The sequence below is a fragment of the Nonomuraea terrae genome (assembly GCF_004348995.1).
GTDB classification, from domain to species: domain Bacteria; phylum Actinomycetota; class Actinomycetes; order Streptosporangiales; family Streptosporangiaceae; genus Nonomuraea; species Nonomuraea terrae.
In genome coordinates this window covers 1-13,594 of the sequence record NZ_SMKQ01000232.1, presented here as the reverse complement: position 1 = coordinate 13,594, position 13,594 = coordinate 1, and the positions used below count along the sequence as shown (strand labels likewise).

General features: G+C 71.2%; 11 protein-coding genes. 4 read left to right on the top strand and 7 right to left on the bottom strand.

What is annotated here, in order from left to right:
* Nucleotides 1–111 precede the first annotated feature (111 nt).
* Nucleotides 112–1,926, bottom strand: coding sequence for an ABC-F family ATP-binding cassette domain-containing protein (locus tag E1286_RS40615; protein ID WP_132621598.1), 1,815 nt, complete (start codon nucleotides 1,924–1,926; stop codon nucleotides 112–114).
* 121 nt (nucleotides 1,927–2,047) lie between these two features.
* Nucleotides 2,048–2,950 carry a 4-(cytidine 5'-diphospho)-2-C-methyl-D-erythritol kinase gene (locus E1286_RS40610; RefSeq protein WP_132621596.1) on the bottom strand — a complete coding sequence of 301 codons (903 nt, stop codon included), beginning with the start codon at nucleotides 2,948–2,950 and terminating at the stop codon, nucleotides 2,048–2,050.
* A 356-nt stretch (nucleotides 2,951–3,306) separates the two neighbouring features.
* On the opposite strand from E1286_RS40610, the gene E1286_RS40605 reads away from it, so the two are divergent.
* The gene (locus E1286_RS40605) at nucleotides 3,307–4,119 is read left to right on the top strand and encodes an arginase family protein (RefSeq protein WP_246075592.1); all 813 of its coding nucleotides are present in this window, start codon (nucleotides 3,307–3,309) and stop codon (nucleotides 4,117–4,119) included.
* Nucleotides 4,120–4,217: 98 nt separating this feature from the next.
* Here E1286_RS40605 and E1286_RS40600 read toward each other — a convergent pair whose 3' ends face one another.
* Entirely contained in the window at nucleotides 4,218–5,324 is a 1,107-nt protein-coding gene (locus tag E1286_RS40600) for an epoxide hydrolase family protein (RefSeq protein WP_187368295.1), read from the bottom strand.
* Nucleotides 5,325–5,387: 63 nt separating this feature from the next.
* Here E1286_RS40600 and E1286_RS40595 point away from each other — a divergent pair, with 63 nt between their 5' ends.
* A complete protein-coding gene (locus tag E1286_RS40595; RefSeq protein ID WP_132621590.1) occupies nucleotides 5,388–6,377 on the top strand; it encodes a helix-turn-helix transcriptional regulator in 990 nt (329 codons plus the stop codon).
* Nucleotides 6,378–6,562: 185 nt separating this feature from the next.
* Here the strand turns inward: E1286_RS40595 and E1286_RS40590 are convergent, their stop codons facing one another.
* The 3 genes from E1286_RS40590 to rsmA form a co-directional block, all read right to left on the bottom strand.
* On the bottom strand, nucleotides 6,563–6,868 hold the full coding sequence (locus E1286_RS40590) for a hypothetical protein (protein WP_132621588.1): 306 nt from the start codon (nucleotides 6,866–6,868) through the stop codon (nucleotides 6,563–6,565).
* Between the two features lie 118 nt (nucleotides 6,869–6,986).
* A complete protein-coding gene (locus tag E1286_RS40585) occupies nucleotides 6,987–8,114 on the bottom strand; it encodes a C40 family peptidase (protein ID WP_132621586.1) in 1,128 nt (375 codons plus the stop codon).
* A 324-nt stretch (nucleotides 8,115–8,438) separates the two neighbouring features.
* The gene (gene rsmA, locus E1286_RS40580; protein ID WP_165970138.1) at nucleotides 8,439–9,299 is read right to left on the bottom strand and encodes a 16S rRNA (adenine(1518)-N(6)/adenine(1519)-N(6))-dimethyltransferase RsmA; all 861 of its coding nucleotides are present in this window, start codon (nucleotides 9,297–9,299) and stop codon (nucleotides 8,439–8,441) included.
* A gap of 46 nt (nucleotides 9,300–9,345) precedes the next feature.
* Between rsmA and E1286_RS50885 the strand changes: the two genes are divergently transcribed.
* Nucleotides 9,346–11,688 (top strand): serine/threonine-protein kinase, encoded by a 2,343-nt coding sequence (locus E1286_RS50885; RefSeq protein ID WP_342776317.1) that lies wholly within the window; start codon nucleotides 9,346–9,348, stop codon nucleotides 11,686–11,688.
* Nucleotides 11,688–12,947, top strand: a complete 1,260-nt coding sequence (locus E1286_RS40570; protein ID WP_132621584.1) for an FG-GAP repeat protein — start codon at nucleotides 11,688–11,690, stop codon at nucleotides 12,945–12,947. The genes E1286_RS50885 and E1286_RS40570 overlap by 1 nt, the downstream gene beginning before the upstream one ends.
* A 39-nt stretch (nucleotides 12,948–12,986) precedes the next feature.
* On the opposite strand, the gene E1286_RS40565 is transcribed toward E1286_RS40570, so the two are convergent.
* The gene (locus tag E1286_RS40565; protein WP_132621582.1) at nucleotides 12,987–13,430 is read right to left on the bottom strand and encodes a hypothetical protein; all 444 of its coding nucleotides are present in this window, start codon (nucleotides 13,428–13,430) and stop codon (nucleotides 12,987–12,989) included.
* Nucleotides 13,431–13,594: the final 164 nt, after the last annotated feature.

Here is a 13,594-nt window from a genome sequence, read left to right as displayed (position 1 = left end):
CTCCTGACCCGCACCCGCCCGCGCCACCCGGCAGGCCGCACTCACGCGTGCTCGGCGCCACGGGGTGTGCCGGCGGGGCGTCGAGGGGGCCGTGCCGCCTCGACGCCGGAGTCACTCGCCGAGGCGGTCGGCCACTTCGAGCCACTCGGCTTCGATCGTGTCCTTCTGGGCGAGGATGTCGCGCAGCTGGGCGTCGAGCGTGCCGAGCTTGGCGTAGTCGCTGGCCGCCTCCGCCATGGCGGCGTGGAGCCGGGCCTCCTGACCGCTCAGCTTGTCGAGCTGGCGCTCCAGGCGGTTGAGCTCCTTGCGCAGCTCGCGTTCCTCCTTGGTCGACAGCCCGCCCTTCGCCTCGCCGGTGGCATCGCTCGGGGCGGCGTCGACCTGACTGGAGACCGTCTCGCCGGAGCTGAGGCGGGCGGTCACCGCCGTGCCCGCCGCGCGGCGTTCGAGGTATTCGTCCACCCCGCCGGGCAGCAGCGACAGCTTGCCGTCGCCCAGCAGCGCGACGGACCGGTCGGTCACCCGCTCCAGGAAGTAGCGGTCGTGGCTGACCAGGATCAGCGTGCCGGGCCAGCCGTCCAGCAGGTCTTCGAGCTCGTTGAGCGTCTCGATGTCGAGGTCGTTGGTGGGCTCGTCGAGGAGCAGGACGTTGGGGTCGTCCATCAGCAGCCGCAGCAGCTGCAGCCGCCGCCGCTCGCCACCCGACAGGTCGCCGATCACCTTCCACTGCGCGTCGCCCCGGAAGCCGAGGCGTTCGAGCAGCTGGGACGCCGTCCACTCCTTCTTGCCGAGCTGCAGGTACTTGCGCACCTCCTCGACCGACTCCAGCACCCGCCGGGTCGGGTCGAGCTCGGTCAGCTCCTGGGACAGGTGGGCGAGGCGTACGGTCTTGCCCCTGACCACGCGGCCCGAGTCGGGCTGGACCGTGCCCGCGAGCAGCCGCAGCACCGAGGACTTGCCGGACCCGTTGACGCCGATCAGCCCGATCCGGTCGCCAGGACCGAACTGCCACGTGAGGTGATCGAGCACCAGCGGCCCCGCGCCGGGGCCGCCCGCGTGCAGGGTGACGTCGTCGAGGTCGTAGACGGTCTTGCCGAGCCGGGCCGCGGCGAAGCTCATCAGCTCGACGGTCTCACGGGGCGGGGGCTCGTTCGCGATCAGGGCCTGTGCGGCGTCGATACGGAACTTCGGCTTGGACGTACGGGCGGGCGGGCCGCGCCGCAGCCAGGCGATCTCCTTGCGCATGAGGTTCTGGCGGCGGTCTTCGGCGGCCTGGGCGATCCGCGCACGCTCGGCCTTGGCCAGCACATATGCGGCATATCCGCCTTCGTACCGCTCGACGCGGCCGTCCACGACCTCCCACGTACGGGTGGACACGGCGTCGAGGAACCACCGGTCGTGCGTCACGACGACCAGCGCGCTCTTGCGCCCGGCCAGATGGGCGGCGAGCCACGCGATGGCCTCGATGTCGAGGTGGTTGGTGGGCTCGTCCAGCATGATCAGGTCGTGGTCGTCGATGAGCAACCGGGCCAGCGCCGTGCGCCTGCGCTCGCCGCCGGACAGGTCGCCGGCCTTGGAGTCGAGGTCGAGGTCGCCGATCAGGTTGGCCAGGATCTCGCGAACCCGCTGGTCACCGGCCCACTCGTGCTCAGCCTTGCTGCCGAGGACGATCTCGCGCACGCTCGCGCCGGGATCGAGGGTGTCCTGCTGCGACAGGAAGCCGACGCGCAGGCCGCGGGTGTGGGTGACGCGACCGCTGTCGGGCCGTACGGTTGCGGCGAGGACGGACAGCAGGGTCGTCTTGCCGCCGCCGTTGCGCCCGACGACACCGATGCGCTCGCCTTCCTCCACCCCGAGGGAGACGTCGCTGAGGAGAGGCTTGGGCCCGTAGGCGTGGGAGACCGACTCAAGATTGACCAGATTCATCGCCCTCCCAGGGTATCGGCTCCCCGCCGACCCCCCGCCCGCCACTGGAACGCCGAGATCGTCGGCGTCGCCCCGGCATGCCGCTGCTCGGCGGCCTCCGTGCGGTGCCCCAGGGCGGCGGTCAGACCAGGGTGGCGCCCTGGACGGGGCCGTGGGCGGCCACCGCCGTGTGGGCGGCTCCCGTCGTGGTCAGGCTGAGCGCCAGGTCACGGGCGTGGGTGGCGTCGATCGCGAGGAACGCGCAGGTCGGGCCCGAGCCGGAGACGATCGCGCCCAGAGCGCCGTGCTGGCGGCCCGAGTCGAGGGTCGGGGCGAGTTCGGGGCGGAGATGGAGAGCGGCGACCTGGAGGTCGTTGCTCAGGTGGGACCCGAGTGCGTACGCGTCACCGGTGCCGAGGGCCTCCATCAGCGAGTCGTTCAGCTGCGGCCAGGGCACCTCGGCTCCGGAGGCGGCCCTGAGCCGATCGCACTCGGCGTACACGCTGGCCGTGGAGAGCCCGCCGTCGGCCAGTGCGAACACCCAGTGGAACGTGCCGCCCGTGGGCAGCTCGCACAGCTGCTCACCCCGCCCGGTGCCGACCGCCGTGCCGCCGAGGAGCGAGAACGGCACGTCGCTGCCGAGATCTCCGGCGATCTCCATGAGGTCTTCGAACGGCAGCCCCAGCCCCCACAGCTCGTTGCATGCCACGAGGGCGCCGGCGGCGTCGGCGCTGCCACCCGCCATCCCGCCCGCCACGGGGATCTCCTTCTGGATGACCAGGTCGGCGCCGTAGGTGCGGCCCGCGTGCTTGGCGAGGGCGCGAGCGGCGCGGATCGCCAGGTTGCCGTCGTCGGTCGGCACCTGGTCGGACCATTTGCCGTTCACCTGAACGGTGATCGACTCGGACTCCTTCGCCACCACCTCATCGAAGATCGACACGGCGTGGAAGACGTTGACCAGGTCGTGGTAGCCATCTTCCCGGAGCGGGCCGACAGAAAGCTGCACGTTGACCTTCGCGGGCACACGTACGGTCACCGAACTCATCGATCTTCTGCCACTCTCATCACTTGCCGGGGCCAAGGACACTCGATGTTATCCGGGCACGCTGCCCTGACATGCGGTTCTCGAAATATGACCCGGATGACTGCGCCGGCCGCACCACGGAGCGTCAAGTTGGCGACCATTTGCCCCCTCCTGTTCGGTAACGAACAGTGAACCGACCATTCTCTCGTGACGGTAGGCCCACCCGTCCGAGCCTGTCGCCGCCCGGCGTCCGGAGGGTCGTCCGCGCGGGGGCCGGCGTCCGACGTGGCTGGAGAGGGTGGACACGGGTGGGGTTCGTTGCCAGGCTGGCGAGGAAACGTGAGCGCGGGCGTTCGGGGAGGAGCGCGTTGTCCGAGGTGACGGTGGTGGAGGTGCCCCAGTGGCGGGGCTCCGCGGCTCCCACGTCGAAGCGGTTGCGCGAAGGGGCGCGGTTGCTCGCCGGCATGGTGGACGCCGATCGGCGGGTGCGGGTCGAGGTCGATGACGACCTCGTGAGCACGTCGGCCAAGGTCCGCGCTGCGCTCGCGGACCTTGGCGGGCCGTCCCTCCGCCCATCGTTCGAGACCGAGGGGCTCGTCGTCACCGCGGGTGGGGACTGCGGCGTCGAGTTGCAGCCGGTGGCGGCGGCTCGGAAGCGGTACGGGCATCGGCTGGTGGTCGTCTGGTTCGACGCTCATGCGGACATGAACAGCCCGGCCTCGTCTCCCTCCGGGGCCTATCACGGGATGGTGCTGCGGGCGCTGACCGGTGAAGGCCCCGAGGGGCTGGTCCCCGACCAGGCATTGCGGCCCCAGCAGATCGTGCTGGCCGGAGTGCGCGACCTCGATCCCGGTGAGCTCGCGTTCGTCCGGGACCAGGGGATTCGGCATCTTCCTCCAGTCGTGGACGCCGCGGCGTTGGTGCGGGCGATCGAAGCGGTCGCCGAGGCTCCCGTGGTGTACGTGCACATCGACTTGGACGTGCTGGACCCGCAGGCGTTCGAGAGCGTCGGCTCCCCCACGCCCGGCGGGTTGCGGCCCGGCGAGCTCCTCGCCCTGGTCACCGCCGTGGCCGAACGGTTCCCCGTCGTCGGGCTCGGGCTCATGGAGTACGAGCCGTCGCGGAAGGAGGACCAGGAGTTGTTGTCGGAGCTGGTGCCGCGGGTGGTGGCGGCCTGCGCCCGAAGCTGAGCGGACAGGCCGGCACCGGCTCCGGCAGGACCACCACCAGCGGGAGCCCACCCGGCCGCGATCGGGCTCCCGCCTGTTCGTACGATGTCCGCCCCGCGTCAGCGGAAGAAGGCGCGCAGGTCGTCGATCAGGAGGTCGGGGGCGTCGTGGGTGGCCCAGTGGCTGCCGCGGTCGTACTCGTTCCAGGAGACGATGTACTTGTGGTCGCGCTCGGCGAAGCGCCGCAGCGGGCGGAAGTCGTAGGCGAACGAGGCCAGGCCCAGGGGGAAGCTGGTGGGTTCGGTGGTGGACGGCATGCGGTGGTTCTCGTAGTAGAAGCGGGCCGAGGACGCCGCGGTGTTGGTGAGCCAGTAGATCGTGGCGTTGGTGAGGATCACATCAGGGTCGGGGACTCCGGCGAGGAGCTGGCCCATCCAGGCGAGCAGGCCGGCCGGTGAGTCGGCGAGGGCGTGCGCGAGGGTCTGGGGCTGCGCCTGCTGGACGCGGTCGTGGACGGCGTGCTCGACGAAAGCGCCGAGGAAGCCGAGGTACTGCTGCTCCTCGGGGGTGAGCCCGACGAGTTCGCCCGGGTCGCCGGACGGGAAGCTGAAGATCTGGTTGACGTGCACGCCGATGACGCGGTCGGGGTGGCGGCGGCCCAGCTCGGGGCTGACGATGGCGCCCGCGTCGTTGCCGTGCGCGCCGAACCGCTGGTAGCCGAGCCGCCGCATGAGCTCGGCCCAGGCGTCGGCGACGCGGGCGGCGTTCCAGCCCTTGGTACGGGTGGGGCCGGAGAAGCCGAAGCCCGGCAGGGAGGGGATCACCACGTGGAAGTCCTCGGACAGCGGACCGGCCAGATGGAGGTACTCCACGAAGGTGCTGGGCCAGCCGTGGGTGAGGATCAGCGGGGTCGCGTCCGGGCGCGCGGAGCGTACGTGCACGAAATGAATGTCCTGCCCGTCGATCTCCGTGGTGAACTGCGGGTACGCGTTGAGCTCGGCTTCCCTGGCCCGCCAGTCGAAGGCGCGCCAGCGGGCCACGAGGTCGCGTACGAAGGAGCCTGGCACGCCGTACTCCCAGCCGGGCTGGACGGGACCGCGCGGGACGCCGTCGGTGACCTCGGCGATCGGCAGCTCCTCGGCGAAGCGGGTACGCGCCAGACGGTCGGCGAGATCGTCGAGGTGGGCCTGCGGGACGTCGATGCGGAACTCGTGAATGTCGCTCATGGACCCCACTGTTTCAGCCCATTAGGAGAGATTCGTTCCTAATGGTGCGGCATGCTTGGCGCCATGCTGGAAACCTCGGCGCGCCTGCTGCGCCTGCTCGCCCTCCTGCAGACCCCGCGCGACTGGACAGGCGCCGAACTGGCCGAACGGCTCGGCGTGAGCGGTCGGACCATTCGCGCCGACGTCGAACGCCTGCGCTCGCTCGGCTACCCCGTTCTGGCCGGCAGGGGCTCGGCGGGCGGCTACCGGCTCGGCGCGGGCGCGTCCCTGCCGCCGCTGCTGCTGGACGACGAGGAGGCCGTCGCGGTCGCGGTCGGCCTGGGCACCGCCGTGAGCGGCGCCATCGCGGGGAACGCCGAGGCGTCGCTGCGCGCGATGGCGAAGCTGGAGCAGGTCATGCCGTCCCGGCTGCGGCACCGTGTCAGCACGATGCGCTCCGTCACGGTGCCGGTGCCGGGCGACCGCACCACATCTGCTGTGGACCCGCAGGTCCTCACGACTGTCGCCGCCCTGTGCCGTACGCACGAACGGCTGCGTTTCGACTACACCACCCACACGGGTGAGGCCATCACTCGCGAAGTCGAGCCGTACCGGCTGGTCAACTGGGGCCGCCGCTGGTACCTGCTGGCCTTCGACCTCGGCCGCGACGACTGGCGCACCTTCCGCGTGGACCGGCTGACACCCCGCGAGCCGGCCGGGCCGCGCTTCACCCCCCGCGACCTGCCCGACGACGTGGCGGGCTACGTCTCGGGCCGGGTCTCGACCGCCGCCTGGCGTCACCGGGCAAGCGTCACGGTATACGCGCCCGCTTCAGCGGTGGCGGAGCGGATCAGCCCGGCCGTCGGCACGGTGGAGGCGCTCGACGACGGCAGCTGCGTCCTGCACACCGGCGCCGACACCATCGAGGGCCTGGCTGTCCACCTGGGCCTGCTCGACGCCGACTTCCGCGTCACAGGCCCGCCCGAGCTGCTCGGCCACCTGCGCACCCTCGCCACCCGCTACACCAAGGCGATCGATGCAGAACCCGCCGCTGACCTGACCGAAAAGCACTGATCGAGGACGCGACGTCGCTCCCCGCCCTGCCCGCACCCACCGCGGCCTGCGAGGTGAGTCGGGGACGACCGGGTGCGCGGCCGGCAGGGAGCCGCCGACCAAGCCGCGTCGTCTGCCGTAGGCATGCCGACCGCACCCAAGATCGAAGCGGGAGACGGTGGCGGCCGTCTCCCGGTGGTTCCGGCTCATGCGGGCTTGGAGCCGTCCTCGGGGACGCCGCTGCCCTCGTAGGAGTCGAGGTTCTCGACCAGGCCGAGGAGTTCGGGGTGGTCGGTGAACCGGTCGCTGTGCACCTGGGCGATCTTGTCGCCGATCTCGGGGTCGGGGTCGTCGGTGAGGTCCATGGAGATCATGTTGGCCACGAGCGGCAGGCCGATGGCGTCGATCTGACGGTGCAGCGGGTCGTACAGGTAGGTGCGGTAGGCGTCGATGTCCTTGAGCGCGTAGGCAGCGCGTTGGCGGCCTGCCGGGTCAGTTCGGGGCTGGCCCACCCTGTATGAAGGGGACCAGGATTGACGGTGTTGACGGTGTTGACGCTGTTGATGCGATCGATGACCGCCTTGGAGAGGCTGGCCGTCATCTGATGGATCGCGCCCTTGCTCGGCGGGGTCAGCCTGGGCGTACGACGCCTCGGAAGATCTTGCGGTAGTAGCTGGAGTTGCGGAAGTCGGTGGTTCGCACCACGTCGCCTGTCTTCGGGGCGTGGATCATGAGGTTTCCCCGGAGGAACAGGCCCACGTGGGTGGGGTCGCCGGTGCCGCCGCCGAAGAACAGCAGGTCGCCTGGGCGGCGGGCGGAAAGCGGGATCTTGCGGCCCTGGCGGAACTGGGTGCCCGTGTAGTGGGCCAGCTTCACGCCTGCTTTGGACCAGGCGTACAGGGCGAGGCCGCTGCAGTCGAAGCCCCTGGTGGAGGCTCCCCTGCCGATGCCCAGAGTGGGGCCTTTGGCCGAGCCGCCGCCCCAGGAGTAGGAGACGCCGAGATGGCGGAGGGCCGCCGAGAGGGCGATCTCGCCTCCGGTGCGCCGCTTGTTCACCTGGGCCGGCATCTTCGCCGGGGCACCCTTCTTCCGGCCCAGCAGGGTCCCCGCGGCGCGCTGCCCTTCGTCCAGCAGGGTTTCGGTGGCGCGCCTCCCTTGGCCCAGCACCGTTCCCGCCGCGCGTTCACCCTGATCCAGCAAGGTTCCGGTGGCGCGCCTCCCTTGATCCAGCACCGTTCCCGCCGTGCGCTCCCCCTGATCCAGCAGCGATCCTGCGGCGCGCTGCCCTTGATCCAGCAGCGTTTCCCTGGTGCGCTCGCCATGACCCAGCGGCGTGCCGGCGGTATGCCGCCCCTGGTCGAGCAGGGCTCCCACGTCGCTCTTCCGGTCGGCGGCTCCCCAGTCGCCGTTCTGGCCGACGAATGGAGGTGCGGCGCCGTTCATGTCGGCGAGCAGGATGCCCGTGGGGTCGTTCTCGCCGAAGGCGTCGTCGAGGTGCTGCTCTGCGACGAGCAGCGTTCCGGTGAGGTGCTCTCTTTGCAAGGGCGGGGCGCCGGTGACGCCCTCGTCTTGGGCGGGTGGGGTCGTGTCGCTCTTTTCGGCCTGGGTGGGCGTCTGTCTCTCATGGATGGACGCGGCTTCGGGGGTCTCATGGGCGGAGGCGGGGGATGTGGCTACGACCGCCACGAAGCCCGTACAGAATCCGCCGCCACCGGCGATGAAGCACTTGAGCCACACGGGCCATGGGTGAGTGGTCATGATCGGCCTCCCTGAGCTTGCTGGGGTTCGGGGAGGCCAGGATCGGCTGACGGGGGTTCCGGGCGCGGAGCCGAATGCAGTTCTGTGGAAAGCGCGGAGAGAGCCGGGTAAGGCTGTGGAAAACCTGGTGGCACGACTCACCCAGCGGATCCGACGGTGAACGGCAGAGGCGGAGCTCCAGCGGGGGACAGGGGCGGAGCTCCAGCGAAGGGCAGAGGAGGAGCTCCGGTGAGGCCAAGGCGGCGCTCCAGTGAGAGGTAGGGGCGGAGCTCCAGCGAGAGGCAGTGGCGCCAGTGAGGGGCAGGGGCCGAGCTTCGGTGAGGGTCAGGGGCGAAGCTCGGCTATGCGGGCGAAGGCGTGGATGTCGAGTTGTTCGCCGCGGGCCGACGGGTCCACGCCGGCCGCCCGCAAGGCCGCCTCCGCCTGTGCCGCGCTGCCCGCCCAGGAGGCCAGGGCGGCGCGCAGGGTCTTGCGGCGCTGGGCGAAGGCCGCGTCCACGACCTTGAACACCTCTTCGCGCGACGCCGTAGTCGACGGAGGGTCACGCCGGATGAGCGAGACGAGCCCGGAATCGACGTTCGGTACGGGCCAGAACACCGTACGGCCCACCGGGCCGGCCCGGCGCACGTCGGCGTACCAGGCCGCCTTGACCGACGGCACGCCGTACACCTTGGAGCCAGGACCCGCGGCGAGGCGGTCGGCCACCTCCAACTGCACCATGATCAGGCCCTTGCGCAGCGACGGCAGCTCCTGCAGCAGGTGCAGCACCACGGGGACGGCCACGTTGTACGGGAGGTTGGCCACCAGCGCGGTCGGGACGTGGCCCAGGAGGTCAGGCAGGGTGATCTTCATGGCGTCGGCGTTGATGACCGTGAGGTTGTCGGCGACGCCGTGCTCGGCCGCGGTGATGGGCAGTTGGGCGGACAGCACCGGGTCGATCTCGACGGCGACGACGTGAGAGGCTGCCGGCAGGAGCGCCAGCGTGAGCGAGCCGAGACCGGGCCCCACCTCGATCACCACGTCATCGGGCGAGAGGTCGGCCACACGGACGATGCGCCGGACGGTGCCTGCGTCGATCACGAAGTTCTGGCCAAGTTTTTTTGTCGGACGAATATCTAGCTTATTCGCCAAAATACGTATTTCTGCAGGGCCCAACAGCCTCATCATCCAACCAGTCTCTCGCATCGAAGAACCTGCGATGGCGGGTGGGGAGACCAAGGGAGAGGATGTCGTGGAACAGGAAGGGCCGTCCCTCATGGAGCCAACGGGCGCCGCGCCGCTCCGCCCGACGGACTTGCGGGAGATCGGGCCGTACCGACTGCTGGGGAGACTCGGCGAAGGCGGGATGGGCACGGTGTTCCTCGCGCGTGCTCCGTCGCGGCGTTTCGTCGCGCTGAAGGTGGTCAAGGCCGAGTTCGCCAATCAGCAGGGCTTCGCGGCCCGGTTCCACGCGGAGGTCGAGAACGCCCGCAGGGTGGCGTCGTTCTGTACCGCTCAGGTGCTGGACAACGGCAACACCGGCGACGGCCGGCCGTACATGGTGACGGAGTACATCGCGGGCACCCCGCTGTCGGAGCAGATCACCACCTACGGCGCCCTCGAACCGGGAGCGCTGCACGGTGTCGCGCTGGGGGTGGCGGCGGCGCTGGCGGCGATCCACGTGTCGGGGCTCGTGCACAGGGACCTGAAGCCGGCGAACGTGATGCTCTCCCTGTCCGGCCCACGCGTGATCGACTTCGGCATCGCCAGGGCGCTCGACCGGGAGACCGGGTTCACGATGTCCGGGGAACTGCTGGGGAGCCCGGGGTGGTGGGCGCCCGAGCAGGTACGCGGCGAGGCCGTCACCCCGGCGGTCGACATCTTCGCATGGGGCTGCCTGGTGGCTTACGCCGGCAGCGGACGGCATCCGTTCGGGCGCGGCGACGCCATCACGCTGGCCACGCGGGTGCTCAACACCCCTCCTGACCTCGGTACGCTCCCCGCGCCGCTCGACGAGCTCGTACGGCGCGCCACCTCCATGGACGTCGCCACGCGCCCCACCGCGCAGGACCTGCTGATCGCCCTGGTCGGCGGCACCCCGATGCGGGCCGCCGACCCGCCCACCCTGGTGGCGAACGAGATGCTGAGCGGCTGGCAGCCGCCGCAGAACGTCGTCGAGGAACCGGACATCACGGCCGCGTTCACCACGCCGCCGCCGAGTGACGCGACCGGGAAGGCGCCGATTCTGCCGCCCGCCGGGTTCGGCGCCGCGCCTTCGGTGTCTCCCGGCGAGTCTCGTTCGCTGGAGGAACGGGCCCGCAGGGAGGAGGAGGCGGCCCGGGAGGAACTGGCCCGCTGGGAGGTTCCCCGGCCGGACGCCCCGAGGCGTGAAGGCGGACGTGCCCGCCGGCTGTTCCGCTCGGGCGAGAAGCGACAGCGCGCGGGAAAGCAGCAGGAGACGGAACAACCGCTGCAACAGGGGCCCGCCCAGACACCACTGGCCGAGTCGGGAACCGACCACCCGGAACCGCCCCAGACAGGAGCAGGCCCGGCCGGCCCCGTCCAAGCAGGAGGCGGACGCCCCGGACAGGCCCGGACAGGAGCCGAACAGGCGGGACCGGCCCAGGCAAGAGCCGGGAGGGCCGGAGCGGTCCCGGCTGCAGGGCCGAGTCCTTCTCCGGGGACCATTCCCACGACGGGCGTTCCCACGACGGGACCGCTCCCCTCCCCGGGGCCGGTTCCGACCGCGGGATCCGAGACCCGGACGACGCCGCGGCCGGCGGCGTTCCGGCAGGAGGCTGGGCAGCCGCGGCGAGGCGGGCAGGCAGGCTTGGGGGCGGGCGACGCTCGGCCGGGCAGGACCGGCGCCCAGGGCGGCTCGTCAAGGGGAACCACCAGCCCCGGGGGCGCTTCGCACGTCACCGACCCTGGTTCTTCGCGGCTCGCGGACGCCGGCGCCTCCCGCCGCGCCGACCGTGGCGCCTCGCAGGTGGCGGACGCCGGCGCCTCCCAGCTCGGCGCTTCCGGCAGCAACGCGCAGGCCGCCGTCCCGGTCGAGGAGCCCGAGACGCTCCGCGGTACGCGAACGTCCGGCACGCGGTGGCTCATCGCCGCGGCGGCGGCCGTGCTGGCCATCGTCGTGACGGGGGCGGTGCTGATCGTCACCTCCGGTCGCGACACGGCCGCTCCAGGAGGCGTCTCGCAGGTCGCGGCCGGCTCCGCGCCCAATGACGTGGGACGCAGGTTCGCGCTGGGCACCGAGTTCGACGATCCCATCGCGATCGTCCCGACGGCACCGCAGTGCGGGTTGAGGGAGTACGAGGGCAGGACGGCCGCCAACGGCCAGCTCTGCGTGATCCGCTGGTCGATGATCAACCCGGGCGGCGAGCGCCGGGTACTGGTGCAACCCGTGGTCTCCCTGCTCGACGACCGGGGCGCCGAACACGACGCGGCGCCGATCACCCTCCCTCCGGCGATCCTTCCGGGCGCACGGGTGGACGGTGCGTTCGTGATCGACCTGCCGATGTACCGCAAGCCGGTCAAAATGACCGCGACCATGCTGGAGAACGGCACGCCGATCGAGGTGGCGCTGTGATGACCCGCTCGGCCCTCGCCGCTCTCCTGCTGACCGCGACCGGCGTTCCCGCCGTCGCCGCCCCGGCCATGGCAGCCGCCCCAGGCCCGGCAGCAGCGGCCGGCTCTGCGATCGGCGGCGCCCCCGGTTCCGCGCCGGCGCGTTGTGCTGGTGCGGCGGACTTCGACGGGGACGGGGTGGACGACGTCGCCGTGGGGGATCCGTTCGCCGATGGGCAGAAGGGGGCGGTGCAGGTGCTGTCCGGCGACAAGATCGTCCCTGTGACCGTTCCCGGGCCGGCGGCCGGTGACGCCTTCGGCTGGTCCGTACGCCTCGCGAAGGTCGACGGCGACGCCTGTGCCGACCTGGTGATCGGCGCCCCTTACGCGGACGTGGACGGCGAGGAGGACGCCGGGGCCGCGTACGTCGTCTTCGGCGGCAAGGCGGCGCCACCACAGCGTCTGACCGCGCCCCAGCCCCAGCGGTCGGCCCACTTCGGCTGGTCGCTGGCCGCCAAGGGCGACCTGGTGGCCGTCGGGGCGCCGTACGAGGACGAGTCCGGGCTGCTCGACGCCGGCGCGCTCTACGTCCGTAAAGGCGACGGTGAGCTGCGCCGCATCAGTCAGGAGACGTCCGACGTACGCGGCAACGCCGAGGTCGGCGACCAGTTCGGCTGGTCGATGGCGTTCGGGGCGGAAAACGAGTTGCTCGTCGGGGTCCCGTACGAGAACGCCGACGGCGCGGGCCGCCAGATCGAGGCCGGGCGGATCAACTCGGGCTCGGCCGTGTTCATCGACGACGTGCTGGCCTCGGAGATCACGTCGTTCAAGCTGGACTCGCCGACGGACGCGTCCGGTGACCGGTACGGGTACGCGGTGGCGTACGCCGAGGGGGCGGGATACGCGGTCAGCTCTCCCGGGCCCGGCTCGGTGCAGCTCCTGGACACCGCCAGGAAACCCATGCGGACGGTCGATCAGGCGGGCAAGCAGGCGTTCGGCTTCTCGATGGCCGCCTCGGCGGACGGTCGGCTGGCGATCGGCGCCCCGTACGGCGGTGGCGTGCGGATCGTCTCCTGGAAGGACGCCTCGGAGGATCGCCGGCTCGCGGACGGCGGCGGGTTGTTCGGCTGGTCGGTGGCCTTCAGCGGCAACAAGCTGTTCGTGGGCCGGCCGGACGCCGCGCCGTACGGCAAGGTCGCGGTCGCCGGCCGCAACGCCGAAACCTTCCAGCCCTTCGGACCCGCCCAGGGCGCCGACTTCGGCACCTCCCTGTCCGGCTGACCCGATCGCACAGCACAGGCAGGTGACGCCCCGGCCCGATCAGCCGGCGGTGCCGCCCGGGTCGGGGACCGGGGTCCAGAGGAAGTCGTAACGGCACATCGTCAGATCGTTCTTCGCCACGACCCGGCCGTTGATCGTGATGCTGCAGCGGACGATCGGCTCGCCTTGGGCGTAGGCGAGCAGGTCGTCCACGCCGGGCTTCTTGGAGGGAGTCCCGCCGGCCCAGACGGAGGTATGGTCGGGCCAGGTCAAGGACACGCGCCGCTGCACGGTCGTATTCCCCGGGACGCGCTCCTTGTGTTCTTCGCCGCTGTATCCCCACTGCACGTCGAGGTCGAAGAAGGCGTGCGCGTTGACCAGAGCCACCTCGAAGACGGCGTACTGCTGCACTGGCTTCTCCCGCTCGTCCAGTATGGACGTGTCCGGGAAGGAGCAACCGGCCAGTGAGCCGGCCAGCGCGATGATCGCAATGGCACGTCGCATGATTTTCCTGGGGGGTCGGCGAGCGGGTGACGAACCCGTAGCTTAGCGTGCGCCGACGAACGTTGATCATCATGGCGCCGGGTCCGCCTGCCCTCGTCAGCCCTGAAGACCGTCAGGGGCGTAGGGCGGCACGGGGAGTGTCGGAGGGCGGAGAGATGGAGGGG